The following is a 15,634-nucleotide window of genomic DNA, read 5'->3' as shown; positions in this document are numbered from 1 at the left end:
GGGAGGAAGCGCTTCTTGGTACTGCTCTTTCCCGTACGAGCGTACGGGTCGGCACTGTTGACTTGAGTCGGTTCAGGCGGGTCGTTTCTGGTTTTTTGATGTGCTCCTTGATGACTGCGAGCGGGGCTCCCCCGCGCGAAGCGGCGAGATAGGACGGCGAGCAGAAGTGTTCGCCCCACAGGTACTTGTGCATGTGGCCGGGGAATTCCTGCCGCAGGCGCCGGGCGGAGACACCCTTGAGGGAGCCCACGAGTCGGGAGATGGCGACCTTGGGCGGGTGGTGCACGAGGAGGTGGACGTGATCGCGTTCGCCGTTGGACTCCCGCAGCTGTGGCCCGAAGTCGGTGCACACGTCGCGCATGACCTCTTCGCAGCGCCGAAGGATCTCGTCGGTGAACGGTCCGCGCCGGTATTTGGGGGTGAGGACCACGTGCACATGGAGGGTGTGGACGACACTACGGCCGTTGCGGATATCGGGGTTTGGCTCCCAAAGTGGTGACATGGATCATACGATCGCGTCTGTGAAGATCGTGACGCAGGTCAAGCTCATGCCGGATGCCCTGCAGGCACCGGCACTTGAGGCGACCCTGCGCACGGTCAACGACGCCGCGAACCGAGTGTCGAGGGTGGCGTTCGAGCGCGGCGTGCCGCGTGAGTACGAGCTGCGTAAGCACACTTACGCCGAGCTCAAAGCCCGTGGGCTGGGAGCGCAGGCCGCGCAACACGTCATCAAGAAGGTGTGCGACGCGTACACCACGCTCAAGGCCAACGTCCGCGCGGGGAACCTGGGCAAGGAAGGCTCCAGGCGTCGCCGCAAGGCCGAGTCCAAGCCGATCACCTTCCGGCCCGAGGCCGCCCAGCCGTATGACGACCGGTGCCTGAGCTGGCAGTACGACCAGCAGACGGTGTCCATCTGGACTGTGGACGGCCGGGTCAAGAACGTCCGCTTCGTCTGTTCCGCCGACGCGCTCACGATGCTCCGGGCGCACCGGCAGGGCGAATCCGACCTGATCTGGCGCGACGGCGTGTTCTACCTCGTCGCCACCTGCGACGTGCCCGAGGCCGAGCCCTACGAGCCGGACGGCTTCATCGGCGTGGACCTGGGGATCGAGAACATCGCCACCGCTTCCACCGGATACCTCGCCGCCGGGCGGGGGCTGACCCGGTACCGCAAGCGACAGCTTGCCCTGCGGGCCAAACTCCAGAAGAAGCGCACCAAGGCCGCGAAGCGGCGCCTGAGGGCCCGTGCCCGCAAAGAGGCGCGGCATGTCGCCAACCAGAACCACATCATCTCCAAGACGATCGTGACCGAGGCTGAACGCACCGGACGCGGCCTGTCCCTCGAAAAACTCAAGGGCATCCGCAACCGGGTACGGCTCCGTAAGCCCCAACGGGTCGCACTCCACTCCTGGGCATTCGCCCAGCTCGCAGACTTCATCGTCTACAAGGCCAAGCGGGCCGGGGTGCCCCTGGTCTTCGTCGATCCCGCCTACACGTCGCAGACATGCGCCGAGTGCGGCCACGTCGACAAACGCAACCGTGTCGACCAGGGGCTTTTCATCTGCCGGGGATGCGGGGTCGTTGCCCACGCTGACCGGAACGCTTCCCACAACATCGCCACCCGTGGCGAGAGCGTGTGGAACGCGGGGCGTGAGTCACGCGTCCCTGCCACCCCATAGCGGGGTGTCTGGACGGAGGAGTCCACCCCGGCAGCCAGTCGGGCACTACCTCCAAACCGGCCCATTAGGGCCGGGTCAAGTTGATGGAACGAGCTGTGGCCCGACCTCTCAGGTGGGTCGGGCAATTCACAGGCCGCGCCGGCGGAATCCATTTCCGTTGGCAGGGGCGGTTGCGCGAGCATGGCTGAATGACCTTGCCGCGGTGGCCTGGAGGGCCTGATGGGTACGAGTCCTGAGCCCAGGTTGATCTTGCTGTGCGTGCTTCCTGGCTCCGGGAAGACGACGTTGGCCAAGCGCTTGGCGAGAGAGACTCCGGCGGTGCGCCTGTGCCCGGACGAATGGTTGGCGGACCTCGGGGTCGATCTGTTCGATGAGCGTACGCGTGCCCGGCTCGAGGGGCGGTTCTGGGAGCATGCCCAGGACTTGTTGCCGCTCGGACAGACGGTGATCCTGGAGTTCGGCTTCTGGGGACGTTCTGAGCGCGATGAGAAGCGTTTGGCGGCGCGCGCACTCGGGGTTCCTGTTGAACTGCACTATCTTGCCGCGTCGGTCGATGAGCTGTGCCGCCGCCTCGAGGTCCGCAGCCGGGAGAGTGCGCCGGGGACCGCCTTGGTCACCCGCGAGTTGCTTGAGGAGTATGCGCAGCTCTTCCAGGCGCCCGGGGATGACGAGGTGCGTCTTTTCGACGCCCCCCTCCGGGACGACGTGGATGGCTCTTGAACTCGACGGCGTTACGGCCCTTCGGCCCCGGGCTACAGCAGGTCCAGGTACTGCGACGGGTCGCTCCCGTGCACCGGAACCGAGACGGCACCTGACCTGGGCGCGGCGATGTAATGGATTGGGTCGTAGGATCACGTTCTGTGCCGACGCCGCAACCCGGCGGATCTCGTTTGCAAAGCTCGGCGCCGGGATCAGGATCCCGGGCTCCGCCCCCGTGTCGAACCCGCGAGTCAGCCCTCAGAGGGACGCGGAGCGCGCAGATGTGCCCGCTCCTTCAGCTCCTGCTCGTCGACGAACTTGAGCATCGGCTGACCCGGCGCCATCACCATGGTCACGAGGAACTTCGTCGGCGCGTCCGTCAGGGCGTTCCCGTCCTGGTAGTGGATCACGTCGCCGCCCGGCTCCCAGAACGTCTCGCCGGCCTTGATCACGCGCTCCGGCTCACCTTCGAGTTCGAACCGGACCGCGCCCTCCAGCACGTAGCCGAAGGCGGGCCCCGAGTGGCGATGCGGGGCAGCCCCGGGGTGACCGGGAGGCCACTCGACGAGGATGGTCATTCCTGAGCCGCCTTCGGGAAAGAAGGGCGGAGTGACCTCCTGCAGCACCTTGATTTCGGGCGGCAATCCCTCGAGCCCCTCGTGGGCGGTCTCGTGCACCGGGTTCTCTGACATGTGCCACACCTCCTAAAGCCTGCCTGGAACGGACGATCATGCGGCCACCGTCTTCCGGACCGATGTACCGGCCACGCGTTCGACAGTGATCGAGTTCGTCGGTTCCTGGCTCGCAGGACTTGTCTCACGATGAAGACCAGATGCAGCCCACATCTGTGACACGCCGAGCGTCTTCTGACTCGCTCACAGCCCCGACACCACCCTGCCCCTTGTTGACGGCCGTCACAATCCGGGAGCTGGCCGGCAGCGGGAACGCATCGCACCATGTCATCCGGTCCCCGGCGGCGGTGAGGCGTAGCCGCGGGCCTCGACGAGGTGGTGCGTGAGGTCTGTGAAGGCTTGGGCTGCGGCGCTCAGGTAGCCGCCCTGGCGCCGGAGAAGCACCACGGTCCGCTTGGGCAGGGGTGGGGTCAGGGTGATCGTGTCGAGCTGCGGGTGGTCGTCGGTGACGGCGTCGGGCAGCACGGTGGCCAGCGTCGTGCGTTGGACGATTTCGATGAGCGCCTGGATGGAGTTCGCCTCGATCGCGATGCGTGGGCTGACGCGGTGCCGTCCGAAGTAGGCGTCGATGTGGCTCCGGGTGGCGAAGTCGGGGCTGAGGAGGGCGAGCTGCAGCGTGGCCAGATCTTGCACAGCCGGCGCCTCGGGTTTCCGGTCCCGGGGATAGTCCGGGCCCACCACGAGGCTCAGGCTCTCGGTGAAGATGCGCGTGGCGTGGATTCCCTGCTGATGGGGTGCGTCGAAGGCGATACCGAGGTCGATGTCGTCGTCGAGCAGCGCCGCTTCCATACGGGCCTGGGTCATCTCCTTGAGGGCCAAGGAAATGCCCGGGTGGCGGGTATGGAATTCGGCGGCCATCGGTCCGACGAAATAGCCGATGAACGTGGGCGTGACCGCCAGACGCAGTTCGCCGCGGGAAAGGTCCTGAACGTCGTGCACGGCACGCTGGGCGGCCGTCAGTGAGCGCATGGCCTGCCGGGCGTAGCGCTGGTACACCTCCCCGATGTCGGTCAGCCGTACCGTGCGACCCGAACGGTCCAGCAGCTGAACCCCCAGGCTGCGCTCCAGCTGCTTGATCTGCTGGGACAGCGTGGGCTGGGAGATATGCAGATCGTCGGCCGCGCGAGTGAAACTGCCGTGCTCCGCCACAGCCAGCAGGTAGCGCAGATGGCGCAGTTCCAGAGTCATGAACACACTATAGATGGCATCAATAGGTTTTATGGTCGATAGGTCTTGGACACTATAGGGGCAGGCAGGGCATGGTGGATTTCGGGCGGCCAAAGGGCCGACGGATTCGATAGGACCAGTCGAAAGGCCCAGGCCATGCATGACCTCACCCGGGGCGTCAGCCGATTCCAGCGAGACGTCTTCCCCGAAAAGGCGGACCTGTTTGCCCGCCTGACAACTGTCCACGCCCCTCACACCTTGTTCATCGGCTGCTCGGACGCGCGCGTCGTGCCCGAGCTGATCACGGGCAGCGAGCCGGGGGAGCTGTTCGTCATCCGTACCGCGGGCAATCTCGTGCCGGCGCACGGCGTCAGCGCCGACGGGGTCGCGGCGAGCATCGAGTACGCGGTGGACTTCCTCGGCGTGTCAGACGTCGTGGTGTGCGGACACTCGGGATGCGGTGCCATGACCGCCCTGGCCGAAGGGCAGGACCTGAGCACCACGCCGGCGATAGCCGCCTGGCTCCGGCACGCCGACGCCGTCCGGGCCCGCTGCACCACCCCAGATGTCGCAGCGCTGGTCCACAGCAACGTGATCGCGCAGCTGGCGAACCTCTGTACCCACCCCTCGATCGCCCGCGCACTCACCCACGGCGAGGTGGCACTGCACGGCTGGGTCTTCGACATCGCGACCGGACGCGTCGACCAGCTCGACGCACCCGACGCCCCCGCGCAGGCAGCCTGACAGGCCCCACCTGCCGCGTTGCGCGCACAGCGCAATCCCCTAGCCACCCCTGCCCGTTCTCGCGCAGGGCGATTCACCCGAAAGGAATGTCCGCCATGACATACGTTCAGTTCGACCCCGCCGCCCGTCAGGCCCTGGCCAACGCCGCAGTCGAAGCCAAGAACCGCAAGGACGTCACCTGGCAGCAGATCGCCGACGCCGCCGGCCTGTCGGTGGCCTTCGTCACCGCTGCCGTGCTCGGCCAGCACGCTCTGCCCAAGCAGTCCGCCGAGGCAGTCGCAGAGCTGCTGGACCTGGGCCAGGACGCGGCGGCACTGCTGCAGACGATTCCGACGCGCGGTTCCATTCCCGGAGGCATTCCCACCGACCCGACCATCTACCGCTTCTACGAGATGATCCAGGTGTACGGCACCACGCTGAAGGCCCTGGTCCACGAGCAGTTCGGCGACGGCATCATCAGCGCCATCAACTTCAAGCTGGACGTCAAGAAGGTCGCCGACCCCGAGGGCGGCGAGCGCGCTGTGATCACCCTGGACGGCAAGTACCTGCCGACCAAGCCCTTCTGACCGCGCCGCTCAAGCGGGCGGGGCACACCTCCGCCCCGCCCGCACCCCCTGACGGCCCGGCCGCTCCTCGCCGGCGGTGTCCTCGTGACACTCAGCCTGCACACGCGGGCTATTTCTCGGCCCAGTACGCGGCTCGCACCTCTCCCTCCGCGAAGTCCGCGCGCGGCAGACGCAGGCCGAGGGACTGTTCCAGGGCGTGGAAGTACAGTTCGAACGTGTTGGTCACCTCGGGGTGGTCCAACTCGGCCCGCCGCACGGCACGGTTGAGGAAGTCCAGCTCGCCACCCCGCAGGTAGGGGGCATGGCCGCGCTCGTACCAGATCAGCTCCAGCACGCCCCAGTCGTCGTCGACGCGGCGGCCGTCGCGCGTGTAGTCGAAGGTGTAGATGGCCTTCGCGGAGGTGGCGGTCAGCCACACGCTCTCCTTGATCCCGAGCGCCGCGTACTCCTCCTTGTCGGCGAAGGAGCCCGGCGGCGTGTCGTGGTACAGGAGAAACGTCCACCCGCCCGCCTGCCCGAAACAGCAGCTCTTCCATTGGCGGTCCCAGTGGGCGCGGCTGTCTGCTTGCAGGTCCTTCAGGCGGGTATCGGCCGCGACCTGCACGGGATCGGCCCCGTACAGGAGGGCCAGTCGCTCGGCGTCGACGGTTTGTCCGGGTGCCGCGCGGAAGAAGGCGAGCGTCGTGTACGGGTCCTGTTCACGCCAGGACCCGGCTATCCAGGCGAGCCCCTCCAGCGGATCGCGCCCGCACGCCTCGACGGTCCGCGTGTCGTCGAGCCCACCACTGCGGAACCGTCTGCCCCACGCCGGATCGATGCCGTCCAGCACGTCGGCCACCTCCTCGAGGCTGCCACCGTGCCGGCGTATCGCGGACTCGGCGATCAGGTACAGCGCCTGGTCGAGGTCGCGGGTGGCGAAGACCTCCCGGTAGGGACCGTGATGGCCGCGCAGCGTGCCGTCCTCGTCCAGCAGCACGCACAGTCTGCCGTCCTCCGCCTCCTCGGCGCGGGCGACTCTCTCCTCGAACTCGTCGTCCGAGCGCGCCACGGGTGGCAGTGCGACGTCGTCGAGCAAGGGGTGGCGCGCGGCCGTTCGCTGCCAGCCCTCCGCAAGTGTCTGCTTGGTGATCTCCATGGCGTTCAGTATGGAAGGCGGCACTGACAACCGGGCGGCCCCGTTTGCCGGTTGAGCACTCGGCCGCTCAGGACCGGTATGGGCCCCGTTGCCGCGATCATGCCAGACGGCGTTCGGCCGCTCCTGCGTTCCTGTTCGCCTGGTGCGAGTCAGGCCGTGGGACTCGGGTCCGGTGCCGATGAGGGGAAGTTGAAGGCGAGCCGGTCGACGATCGCCGCGCAGAGTCGCGGAGCGGTGGAGGACCTTCGGCCCCTGAGAGCGGAACAGATAGGCAATGCCTATACGGGGCATCGAATTTTGGTCGTGGACCCCCTGAGCTGTGGCCCGGTTCACTGTGGCGAAAGCTGGCGCGTACCGATCGGGCTCGGTGGCGCGTGATCAGGGAGGCTGCAATGACGCATACCCCAGGCAGCGGACGAGTCGGGCAGGCCGCGCCTGTCGCGGCGACGCCGTGGTACCGGCAACTGTACGTCCAGGTGCTGGTGGCCATCGTGATCGGCATCGTGCTGGGCTGGCGGTGGCCGGATCTCGCCACCGACATGGAACCGGTCGGCACCACCTTCATCACCGCGATGAAGATGCTGATCGGCCCGATCGTCTTCCTGACGATCATCGGCGGCATCGCGGGTGTGGCGGACCTGAAGAAGGTCGGCCGCACCGGCGTCAAGGCGCTGGCCTACTTCCAGGTCGGCACGCTCGTCGCCTTGCTGACCGGGCTGGTGGCGGTCAACATCTTCCGCCTCGGTGACGGTGTGCACGCGGACCCGTCGACCCTCAAGACGTCGGGCGACGCCGGCCAGTACATCTCCCAAGGAGAACACCAGCACTGGTGGGAGTTCCTCACAGGCATCGTGCCGGACAGCTTCTTCGGCCCGTTCGTCGAGGGGAACATCCTCCAGGTCATCTTCCTGGCCGTGGTCTTCGGCATCGCGATCAAGATGGTCGGGAAGACCTGCGAACCGATCACCGCGGCCGTCGGGCGCCTGACCGAGGTCGTCTTCAAGGTCCTGTCGTTCGTCATGAAGGCCGCGCCTCTGGGTGCCTTCGGCGCGATGTCGTACGCCATCGGCAAGTTCGGCCTGTCCACGCTGACCAGCCTCGGCTCGCTGATCGTCCTCTTCTACGTCACCTCGGCCCTGTTCGTGGTGGTGGTGCTAGGAGGAGTGCTCGCCGTGTACGTGCGGCTGAACATCTTCCAGCTCTTCCGCTACTTCAAGGAGGAGTTCTGGCTGATCCTCGGCACGTCCACGGCCGAGCCCGCGTTGCCCGGGCTGATGCGCAAGCTGCAGTTCATGGGCGCGGAGCGGTCCACGGTCGGTCTGGTGGTGCCGACCGGCTACAGCTTCAATCTGGACGGGGCTGCGATCTATCTTTCGCTGGCCACCCTCTACATCGCCCAGGCCACCGACACCTCCCTGTCCCTCGGCCAGCAACTCGGGCTCCTGGCAGTCATGTTGTTGACGTCCAAGGGCGCGGCGGGTGTCGCGGGCGGTGGTTTCATCGCGCTCACGGCGACGCTGTCGACGGTCGGGTCCGTCCCGGCCGCGGGCATCATGCTGATCTTCGGCATCGACAAGTTCATGTCGGAGTGCCGGGCGCTGGTGAACTTCTTCGGCAACGCCGTCGCCACGTTGTTCGTGGCCAAGTGGGAGAACGGCCTGGACCTGGAGCGGGCCCGCGCGGTGCTGGCCGGCAAGGCGGGAGAGCCGCCGCTGACGGCCGGGGACGAGACAGGGCACGGGACCGACGGCGAGATCGAGGGCGGGACCGAGGACGTCCGGCCGGCCGTCCCCTCGCCTGCCGCCCGGAGTGCCGAGGTGGCGTCCTGATGGTGTCCGTCCTGATCGCCCCGGACAAGTTCAAGGGCTCGCTCAGCGCCGACGAGGTGGCCCGCGCGCTGGAACGCGGGTTGGTGGAGGCGGCTCCGCATGCCCGGGTCAGCCGGCTCGCACTGGCGGACGGCGGCGAGGGCAGCGTGGCGGCCGCCTGCGCGGGCCGGTTCCACCGCGAGGAGATCGTGGTGAGCGGCCCGACCGGGCGACCCCTGACGGCCGGCGTCGCGGTGCACGGCCGTACCGTCCTCATCGAGGCCGCGGCGGTCTGCGGACTGGGCGTCCTGCCCGGCGGTCACAAGGCACCACGCACCGCCACCAGCCGGGGAATCGGCCAGGCGATCCGGTACGCGCTGGCGGGCGACGCGGACACGATCGTCCTCGCTCTCGGCGGGGTCTCCACCACCGACGGCGGCGCGGGCCTGCTGCAGTCGCTCGGCGCGGTGCTGGCGCACGAGGACGGCACCGCGATCGGACCCGGGGGCGCGGGGCTGGCCGACTTGCACACCGTCGACCTCACCGACGCCCGGGCCGCGCTGAACGGCGTCGGCCTGGTCCTCGCCACCGACGTGGACAACCCGCTGCTCGGGCCGACGGGCACAGCCGCCGTGTACGGCCCTCAGAAGGGGGCGAGCGCCCAGGACGTGCGGCAACTGGACTCCGTGCTCGCCGGATTCGTACGGCGGCTGGCGGCGTCCGGCGTCGCGGACGCCGCAGCCCTCACCGCGGCAGCCGGTGCCGGAGCGGCCGGCGGGCTCGGGTACGCCGGGCTGATGCTGGGCGGGCGCGTGTGCTCGGGGGCCGACTACTTCCTGAGCCTCCTCGGCGCCGACGAACTGCTGGCCGCGAGCGACCTCGTCGTCACGGGTGAGGGCACCCTCGACGAGCAGTCCCTGTCGGGCAAGCTGCCCGTCGCGCTCGCCCGGCGAGCCCGCCGGCACGGCACGGTGGTGCACGCAGTGGCCGGCCGCTGCACGTTGCCCCGTGACCGCACCGCCCTCCACTTCCGCTCCGTCCAGGCCCTCACCGACCTCACCGACGAGGACTGCGCGAACGACAGCGCGCTGTCCGCACGGCTGCTGACGCGATGCGGACAGCACCTCGCCGACCGATGGATCACCGGCTGTCCGGACGACACGATGCCGGCGGATAGGTTGGCCCTGCCCTAGGACAGACGGATCGGCGGAGGCACGGTGGACGCCCGACAGCTGGAGTACTTCCTCGCCATCGTCGAGCACGGTGGCTTCAGCAAGGCCGCCACAGCCCTCCACGTCGCCCAGCCCTCGCTGTCCCAGGCGATGGCCAACCTGGAAGCCGACCTGGGTGTGGCCCTCTTCCACCGGGTCGGCCGGGGTGTCGTCCTGAGCGAGGCCGGCCAGGAACTGCTGGAGCCCAGCCGCCGGGTCCTGCGCGACCTGGCGGCCGTGCGCGACACCGCCGCCGCGCTCGCCGGGCTCCAGGGTGGCACGGTTGAGGTCGCGACCATGCCCTCGCCGGGCATCGAACCGCTCACCACCCTCATCCACCGATTCGCCGAGCTGCATCCTGCGGTGACCGTGAGCACACACGCCGCCTTCACCCCCGACGAAGTGGTCTCCCTGGTCCGCAGCGGCGCCTGCGAACTGGGCCTGCTCGGCAGCGCGACACCCGTGCACCCGACCGGCCTCGACGTCCTGCACGTCGAGGACCAGCCGTTCGTGGTGGTGGCCGCGCCCGGCGGGGAGATCGACGACGACGTCACCGTCCGGCCCGAGGAGCTGGCCGGGCAGAAACTGATCGCTTCGCGCACCGGCAGCCTGATGCGCAGCATCGTCGACGACATCACGGCGGGCGGCACCGGCACCGAGATCGTGACGGTCGTGGATCACCGCACCTCGATCCTGCCGCTGGTCCTCACCGGCGTCGGGATCGCCGTCCTGCCCTCCGCGTGGACCCGGCTGGCCCGGCGCTGCGGTGCCGTCGTGGCCCCCATCGAGCCCACCGCCCACCTGCACGTGGCGATGGTCAGCCTCCCCGCGCACCTCACCCCGGCCGCCCGGGCCTTCCTCGCTCTCACCGACTCGCTCGCCCGGCGCCGGACACGTAACCCCCGATCCGCGGCACTAGACGAAGTGTGACGAAGGACCGATCGGCTACGCCTATACGTCGCATCGAAAGCACGTCTTGGACGCCGTACGGCCCTCCTGTGTTGACTCGGGAGCGATCCCACACAGCGAGCCGGAGGCACTCCGTGACCACAGCACCCCGCACGTTCCGCATCGCCGCCATCCCCGCCGACGGCGTGGGCAAGGAAGTCGTCGCCGCCGGGCGCACCGTCCTGGACGCCCTCGCCGAGGACTCCGGCGGGGCCTTCACGTTCGCGTGGCAGGAGTTCGACTGGGGCTGCGCCTACTACGAGCGCACCGGCAGGATGATGGACGAGGACGGCCTCGATCAGCTCAAGGACTTCGACGCCATCTACTTCGGCGCCGTCGGCTGGCCCACCGTCCCCGACCACATCAGCCTCTGGGGCCTGCGCCTGAAGATCTGCCAGAACTTCGACCAGTGGGCCAACGTCCGCCCCGTGCACTTCCTGCCGGGCGTCGTCAGCCCTCTGCGCAAGGCCGACGACACCGAACTGGACTGGGTCGTCGTCCGCGAGAACAGCGAGGGCGAGTACGCGGGCCTCGGCGGCCGCAATCTCGGCGGTCGCGGACCGGGCGGCGAAGTCGCCGTCCAGTCGGCCCTGTTCACCGAGGTCGGCTGCGAGCGGATCATGCGCTTCGCCTTCGACCTGGCGCGCACCAGGACCCACAAGAAGGTCTCCTCCGTCACCAAGAGCAACGCCCAGCAGTACGGCATGGTGCTGTGGGACGACGTCTTCAAGCGGGTCGCCGCCGACTACCCGGACGTGGCGACCGAGAGCGTCCTGGTCGACGCCATGTCCGCGAAGTTCGTACTCAAGCCGGAGGATCTCTCGGTCGTCGTCGCCTCCAACCTCAACGCCGACATCCTCTCCGACCTCGGCAGCGCGCTCGCCGGCAGCCTGGGCCTGGCCGCCAGCGCCAACCTCAATCCCGAGCGCCGCTTCCCCAGCATGTTCGAGCCCGTCCACGGCTCCGCCCCGGACATCGCCGGTCAGGGCCTTGCCAACCCGATCGGCGCGGTCGGCAGCGCGGCCCTGATGCTGGAGCACTTCGGCCTGTCCGACCAGGCTGCCCGCCTCCGCAAGGCGATCGAGTCGACCACCGCGGCCGGCATCCTCACCCGCGACGTCGGCGGTACCGCCTCCTGCGAGGACGTCACCAAGGCCCTCATCGACGCGCTGAACGCCTGACAACACCCGAGACAAGACCGCCACAGCACAAGGAAGCCCAGCAGCGACCCCTGACCGGGGGCGCTGCGGAGCTTCCCGCTCCGCACACGCGAAGACGCCGCGACATGAGGCAGGTGTCCAGGCTGGGCCGTCCGCCGGGGCGGAAGTTCACCCCCTGCACCGGGCGCGCGCCGGGCCGCTCCGCGGACGGCGGGTCGGGTTCAGTCGGTGATGTACCAGTCGTTCTTGAGGTACTCCAGGGTGTAGCTGCCGAGGTCGTTCTCGGAGAAGGTCGCGGAGGACTTGACCGCTTCGACCGGCATCTCGATCTTGGCGGGTGTGCGCACTGAGACGCGCTGTGGGTCGACCGTCGCGGTCTTCAGGGCCGTCTTCTGCGCGGGCGAGATCATCTGGAACACGGCGGTGTACGTCGACGTGCAGGGGCCGAGCCCTTGTTCCTGTGCCTTCTTCGCGGCGGGCCCGGCCACTTCGCAGACTGTGCCGATGTCCTCACGGCCCAGGGCGTGGAGGTACATCTCGTACCGCTGGATCGCGCGCTCCTTCGTCCGGGGCGCGAGCCGGTCGTCGGTCGGGTCGGCCGAGGGCTTCTCGATCGAAGGGGACACGGACGCAGTGGCCGACGGCTCTTCGGCCTGCGTGGCCGAGGACGGCTGCGACGGCCTCGCATCCGTGTCCTCCTTCGCCTTGTCCGGACCGCACGCGCACGCCATCAGCAGCACACAGGCCGACACTGCCACGCTCACCATCGTCCGCGCTCTCATCGGGTCCCCTCATCACCAGTCGACAACACGTCAAGAGGTCACGCAGGATCCGGGGGAAACGGTTCCCGAACTGCCCGCCACAGGTGAGTAGCGGTACTCAGGCACGCCATCCTGCGGGTGGGCGATGATCAGGGCATGTCGAATCGCCGCACGCTGTCCCTCGTCGTGTTCACCTCGGCCGTGCTCATGACGGCCTGTGGCGTGCGGGCCGAACCCTCCGCGCACGACGACGGGTTGGGCTCGGCTGCCGCCGTGCCCTCGCCGTCGTTCACACGTAGGCCCGAATGTGCCGAGGGAGTCACCCGCAGCGCGCCTGCGTCCTCACCGTCGAGGACCGGGGCGACGACTCCGGGCAGCGGCGCATCTCCGGAGAATCCGCACTACGACGAGAACCACGCGTACCGCATGTCCGGGCAACTCGCCCCTGAGAACCGGGCGGCCGGGGAGGCCAGCGTGCGTCTGATCCGTCCGGCTCTTGAGGCGATGCGCAAGAACAAGCAGTTCGCCGAGAAGGACGTGCGGGCCGTCATGGCCGAGTGGGGGTGCGGCGACGACAACGGGCTCGCGATCAGCTCCTGGTGGCCCCAGTACGAGCGGGTGTGGTTCTCCTTCCACACCGGCAAGGCCTGCGTTTCCGCCGAGATCACGCCGAAGGGTGTGACGACCGCGGTGTACGGCGCTTTTGCCGAACCCGACCCGTCCGGACCCTGCGTGGAGAACCGGGGCGGACACTGAGCAGAGCCCCCACTCAGCACCCGGGGAGGAACTCGATCGGCTCACGCACCACGTGCGGGGTCGGGTTGTGTCACCTCCAGGGACAAGTCGTTGTCCACCGTGTAGTAGGGGCGGACGAGCGCTGTGCCCACGGGGACGGCCGGGTAGACGAAGATTTCCTTGCGGTCCGCCACGTCGTCGAGGAGGCGGCCGATCCGTGTGAGTGAGGCCCCTGCCGCGGGTCGGACGAAGAGGTCCCAGACACCTCCGGCACGTGCCTGGTCGGCGAGTTCTGCCCAGTCGACGGTGAACGAGAAGGTTCGCCGGTCGTCCTCGACCCGGGGGTGGAGATCCCGGACGGTGCTGGTGCCCCGGAGGCGCAGGCGTACAACTGGGCGGTCGCTGAAGGACGTTCCGTGCAGGCGGGCCGTGACGGTCATGGACCGGGTCGTCGTCCTGATGCGGTCGGCCTCGGCGTGGACCGTCCGCAGCCAGGCCCGGATGGCGAGGTGCCCGTCCTTGGTGACGTACGGAACCCGGACGGCGACCGGCGACGGCCAGTCGCGGGCGTGTCCGTCCACGAGAGCCCTCAGGTCTCTGGGGCCGGGGCGCACCTTGCGGCGTTCGCCGCCGGGCTCCTGGAGCAGAAACACGTCCCACCGTCCTTCGGCGAGAACCGGACGGGTGTGCAGGACAGCGGATCGACGGCCGTCGTCGACGGGTTCCAGGTCGAGGAGGTGGCAAGTCGTCTCCGGCTGCCCCTTCTTGGGCCTCAGCCGCAGCAGCAGCTGGGGCCGTGCTGCCGAGGGCAGCCGTGCGACGAACGTGATCCGGCCGTCCGCGGCTATGGTGCAGTCCGCCCACGATTCAGAGCTGTCGACCGTGTTCATCGCTGTCCCCTCGGTATGGCACGCACGGCTCTGCCGCCTGCCGCGTGGACGGCGTCGCGGACGGCGAAGCCCCGGCCGACCAGGCTCCGGCGCACGCCGTTGCGGCCGGGTGCCACAGGCCGTCCGGCCTGTCGGGCAGCATGGGCCTCGGCGAAGAGTCGCTCTGCCTGGTCCACCACGGGCCCGGGGGCGAAGCGACGCGCGTTGTCGATGGCCGAACGGCCCATGCGGCGCCGTCGCTCGTCGTCCCGGACGAGTTCGAGCAGGGCAGCACCCAGCTTGTCGCGGTCGCCGACCGGCACGAGCCGGCCGTCGACCCCGTTCTCGATGATCTCCCCGGGACCGTACGCGCAGTCCGTGCTGACCACGGGCAGACCGCATCGCATGGCCTCGACGATGGTCATGCCGAACGGTTCGAAATTGGATGCCGCGGCACCGATCGAGCCCTTCACCCATTCCGCTTCCATGCGCGCCGTCGCCCCCATCAGGTAAACGTTGTCGCACAGGTCGAGGTCCGAGATGATCCGCCTCAGCCGGGCGTGCTCTTCCCCCTTGCCGTAGATGCGCAGCTGCCAGTCGGGGCGCTCGGCGACCACCAGGGCGAACGCCTCGATGAGCAGGTCGTAGCGTTTCACCGGGACCAGCCTGCCCGCTGCGACCACCACCTTCGCGGTGCCGTCAGCGGCCGGCAGGTCAGGGTCGGGGACGCTGTTGGGCAATGCCTCCACCCGCACTCCGGGCAACCGCATCTTGCGCCGGTAGGCCGCCGCGTCCGCCTGTGTGACCGTGGTGAGCGCGTCGAGCCGACGGTAGGCACGACGGAGTGCGGTGCGCAGCCGCGGTGAATGGTTGTCGAGGGTCAGGTGCTCCTGCCCGATGCGGACGACGTGATCCGGCGCCTGGCGCGCCAGATGCACATTCAGACCGGGGCGTGTACCGACGACCACATCAGCGTCGATGGTCGCCAGACACTCGCCGATACGCCGGTCGGTCAACTCGCTGTACTGCCCGAAGCGGTACTCGGCGGCAGGGAACACCCGCGCCGGCACGCGATGCAGGGGGTGCTCCTTCTCCTGTCTCAGGTCCACCAGCGGACGCAGGGACACGCGGGGGTCCAGCGCGAGGTTCGGGCGCTCCCGGTGCCGCAGCACCGAAATGATCTCCACGGTGTGCCGCTCGGCCAGCGCCTGGGCAAGGTTGAAGGTGGTGGTGATCGTGCCTCCGATTCCGTAGGCATTGTGAATGAGGAAAGAAATCTTCATGGCGTTGAAGACAACGCCGTTTCCCGCAAGGTTGTCCTGGGTTACGAGTTCGTGACCGAGGCGGCCAACCTCGCGCGGTCGGGCGGAGGTTGGTGTCACGCCGACGAGGAACAGCCCCGGCCTGTCTGTCGAAGCCTGCGATGCGCATGGTGCTGTGACCGGGATCGACAACCCGTG

At 68.7% G+C, this 15,634-nt stretch carries 15 protein-coding genes and 1 pseudogene; 9 read left to right on the top strand and 7 right to left on the bottom strand.

The window, feature by feature from the left end:
• Positions 1-76: 76 nt before the first annotated feature.
• Positions 77-502 (bottom strand): annotated as a pseudogene (gene tnpA, locus ACSYGO_RS01100) (IS200/IS605 family transposase); the annotation flags it as partial.
• Here tnpA and ACSYGO_RS01095 point away from each other — a divergent pair.
• Positions 501-1,679: an RNA-guided endonuclease InsQ/TnpB family protein gene (locus ACSYGO_RS01095; protein WP_460385456.1), complete on the top strand. Its 1,179-nt coding sequence runs from the start codon at positions 501-503 to the stop codon at positions 1,677-1,679. The pseudogene tnpA and the gene ACSYGO_RS01095 sit on opposite strands and share 2 nt — an antisense overlap.
• A 219-nt stretch (positions 1,680-1,898) precedes the next feature.
• Positions 1,899-2,399, top strand: a complete 501-nt coding sequence (locus tag ACSYGO_RS01090) for an AAA family ATPase (RefSeq protein WP_460385455.1) — start codon at positions 1,899-1,901, stop codon at positions 2,397-2,399.
• Positions 2,400-2,629: 230 nt separating this feature from the next.
• Here ACSYGO_RS01090 and ACSYGO_RS01085 read toward each other — a convergent pair whose 3' ends face one another.
• Together ACSYGO_RS01085 and cynR are read right to left on the bottom strand one after the other, a co-directional pair.
• Positions 2,630-3,070: a cupin domain-containing protein gene (locus tag ACSYGO_RS01085; protein ID WP_435227392.1), complete on the bottom strand. Its 441-nt coding sequence runs from the start codon at positions 3,068-3,070 to the stop codon at positions 2,630-2,632.
• A gap of 267 nt (positions 3,071-3,337) precedes the next feature.
• A complete protein-coding gene (cynR, locus tag ACSYGO_RS01080; RefSeq protein ID WP_460385454.1) occupies positions 3,338-4,258 on the bottom strand; it encodes a transcriptional regulator CynR in 921 nt (306 codons plus the stop codon).
• A gap of 135 nt (positions 4,259-4,393) precedes the next feature.
• Here cynR and ACSYGO_RS01075 point away from each other — a divergent pair, with 135 nt between their 5' ends.
• Together ACSYGO_RS01075 and cynS are read left to right on the top strand one after the other, a co-directional pair.
• Positions 4,394-4,981: a carbonic anhydrase gene (locus tag ACSYGO_RS01075; protein WP_460385453.1), complete on the top strand. Its 588-nt coding sequence runs from the start codon at positions 4,394-4,396 to the stop codon at positions 4,979-4,981.
• A gap of 95 nt (positions 4,982-5,076) precedes the next feature.
• Entirely contained in the window at positions 5,077-5,547 is a 471-nt protein-coding gene (gene cynS, locus ACSYGO_RS01070) for a cyanase (protein WP_426679567.1), read from the top strand.
• Positions 5,548-5,656: 109 nt separating this feature from the next.
• Here the strand turns inward: cynS and ACSYGO_RS01065 are convergent, their stop codons facing one another.
• Complete coding sequence (locus ACSYGO_RS01065) at positions 5,657-6,682, bottom strand: hypothetical protein (RefSeq protein WP_460385452.1); 1,026 nt, start codon at positions 6,680-6,682, stop codon at positions 5,657-5,659.
• A 392-nt stretch (positions 6,683-7,074) separates the two neighbouring features.
• Between ACSYGO_RS01065 and dctA the strand changes: the two genes are divergently transcribed.
• From dctA to ACSYGO_RS01045, 4 genes are all read left to right on the top strand, one after another.
• Positions 7,075-8,511, top strand: a complete 1,437-nt coding sequence (gene dctA, locus ACSYGO_RS01060) for a C4-dicarboxylate transporter DctA (RefSeq protein WP_460385451.1) — start codon at positions 7,075-7,077, stop codon at positions 8,509-8,511.
• Positions 8,511-9,683 (top strand): glycerate kinase, encoded by a 1,173-nt coding sequence (locus ACSYGO_RS01055; protein WP_460385450.1) that lies wholly within the window; start codon positions 8,511-8,513, stop codon positions 9,681-9,683. The genes dctA and ACSYGO_RS01055 overlap by 1 nt, the downstream gene beginning before the upstream one ends.
• A gap of 24 nt (positions 9,684-9,707) precedes the next feature.
• Entirely contained in the window at positions 9,708-10,631 is a 924-nt protein-coding gene (locus ACSYGO_RS01050; protein ID WP_460385449.1) for a LysR family transcriptional regulator, read from the top strand.
• A 113-nt stretch (positions 10,632-10,744) separates the two neighbouring features.
• Positions 10,745-11,830, top strand: coding sequence for a tartrate dehydrogenase (locus ACSYGO_RS01045; RefSeq protein ID WP_432173750.1), 1,086 nt, complete (start codon positions 10,745-10,747; stop codon positions 11,828-11,830).
• 200 nt (positions 11,831-12,030) lie between these two features.
• On the opposite strand, the gene ACSYGO_RS01040 is transcribed toward ACSYGO_RS01045, so the two are convergent.
• Positions 12,031-12,567 (bottom strand): hypothetical protein, encoded by a 537-nt coding sequence (locus ACSYGO_RS01040; RefSeq protein WP_460385448.1) that lies wholly within the window; start codon positions 12,565-12,567, stop codon positions 12,031-12,033.
• A 159-nt stretch (positions 12,568-12,726) separates the two neighbouring features.
• On the opposite strand from ACSYGO_RS01040, the gene ACSYGO_RS01035 reads away from it, so the two are divergent.
• A complete protein-coding gene (locus ACSYGO_RS01035) occupies positions 12,727-13,326 on the top strand; it encodes a hypothetical protein (protein ID WP_460385447.1) in 600 nt (199 codons plus the stop codon).
• Positions 13,327-13,367: 41 nt separating this feature from the next.
• On the opposite strand, the gene ACSYGO_RS01030 is transcribed toward ACSYGO_RS01035, so the two are convergent.
• Together ACSYGO_RS01030 and ACSYGO_RS01025 are read right to left on the bottom strand one after the other, a co-directional pair.
• Positions 13,368-14,195: a transferase gene (locus ACSYGO_RS01030; protein WP_432173747.1), complete on the bottom strand. Its 828-nt coding sequence runs from the start codon at positions 14,193-14,195 to the stop codon at positions 13,368-13,370.
• Positions 14,192-15,457 carry a glycosyltransferase family 4 protein gene (locus ACSYGO_RS01025; protein WP_432173767.1) on the bottom strand — a complete coding sequence of 422 codons (1,266 nt, stop codon included), beginning with the start codon at positions 15,455-15,457 and terminating at the stop codon, positions 14,192-14,194. The genes ACSYGO_RS01030 and ACSYGO_RS01025 overlap by 4 nt, the downstream gene beginning before the upstream one ends.
• Between the last annotated feature and the right edge of the window lie 177 nt (positions 15,458-15,634).

The organism is Streptomyces krungchingensis, from assembly GCF_054729265.1.
Note: the sequence above shows the minus strand (reverse complement) of the source record. Positions and strands in the feature narration are given on the sequence as shown.

What these genes read in the sequence shown, in the direction of transcription:
- ACSYGO_RS01095 (WP_460385456.1), top strand. Translation starts at nt 501, where the DNA reads ATGGATCATACGATCGCGTCTGTGAAGATCGTGACGCAGGTCAAGCTC.
- ACSYGO_RS01090 (WP_460385455.1), top strand. Translation starts at nt 1,899, where the DNA reads ATGGGTACGAGTCCTGAGCCCAGGTTGATCTTGCTGTGCGTGCTTCCT.
- ACSYGO_RS01085 (WP_435227392.1), bottom strand. Translation starts at nt 3,070, where the DNA reads ATGTCAGAGAACCCGGTGCACGAGACCGCCCACGAGGGGCTCGAGGGA.
- cynR (WP_460385454.1), bottom strand. Translation starts at nt 4,258, where the DNA reads ATGACTCTGGAACTGCGCCATCTGCGCTACCTGCTGGCTGTGGCGGAG.
- ACSYGO_RS01075 (WP_460385453.1), top strand. Translation starts at nt 4,394, where the DNA reads ATGCATGACCTCACCCGGGGCGTCAGCCGATTCCAGCGAGACGTCTTC.
- cynS (WP_426679567.1), top strand. Translation starts at nt 5,077, where the DNA reads ATGACATACGTTCAGTTCGACCCCGCCGCCCGTCAGGCCCTGGCCAAC.
- ACSYGO_RS01065 (WP_460385452.1), bottom strand. Translation starts at nt 6,682, where the DNA reads ATGGAGATCACCAAGCAGACACTTGCGGAGGGCTGGCAGCGAACGGCC.
- dctA (WP_460385451.1), top strand. Translation starts at nt 7,075, where the DNA reads ATGACGCATACCCCAGGCAGCGGACGAGTCGGGCAGGCCGCGCCTGTC.
- ACSYGO_RS01055 (WP_460385450.1), top strand. Translation starts at nt 8,511, where the DNA reads ATGGTGTCCGTCCTGATCGCCCCGGACAAGTTCAAGGGCTCGCTCAGC.
- ACSYGO_RS01035 (WP_460385447.1), top strand. Translation starts at nt 12,727, where the DNA reads ATGTCGAATCGCCGCACGCTGTCCCTCGTCGTGTTCACCTCGGCCGTG.
- ACSYGO_RS01030 (WP_432173747.1), bottom strand. Translation starts at nt 14,195, where the DNA reads ATGAACACGGTCGACAGCTCTGAATCGTGGGCGGACTGCACCATAGCC.
- ACSYGO_RS01025 (WP_432173767.1), bottom strand. Translation starts at nt 15,457, where the DNA reads ATGAAGATTTCTTTCCTCATTCACAATGCCTACGGAATCGGAGGCACG.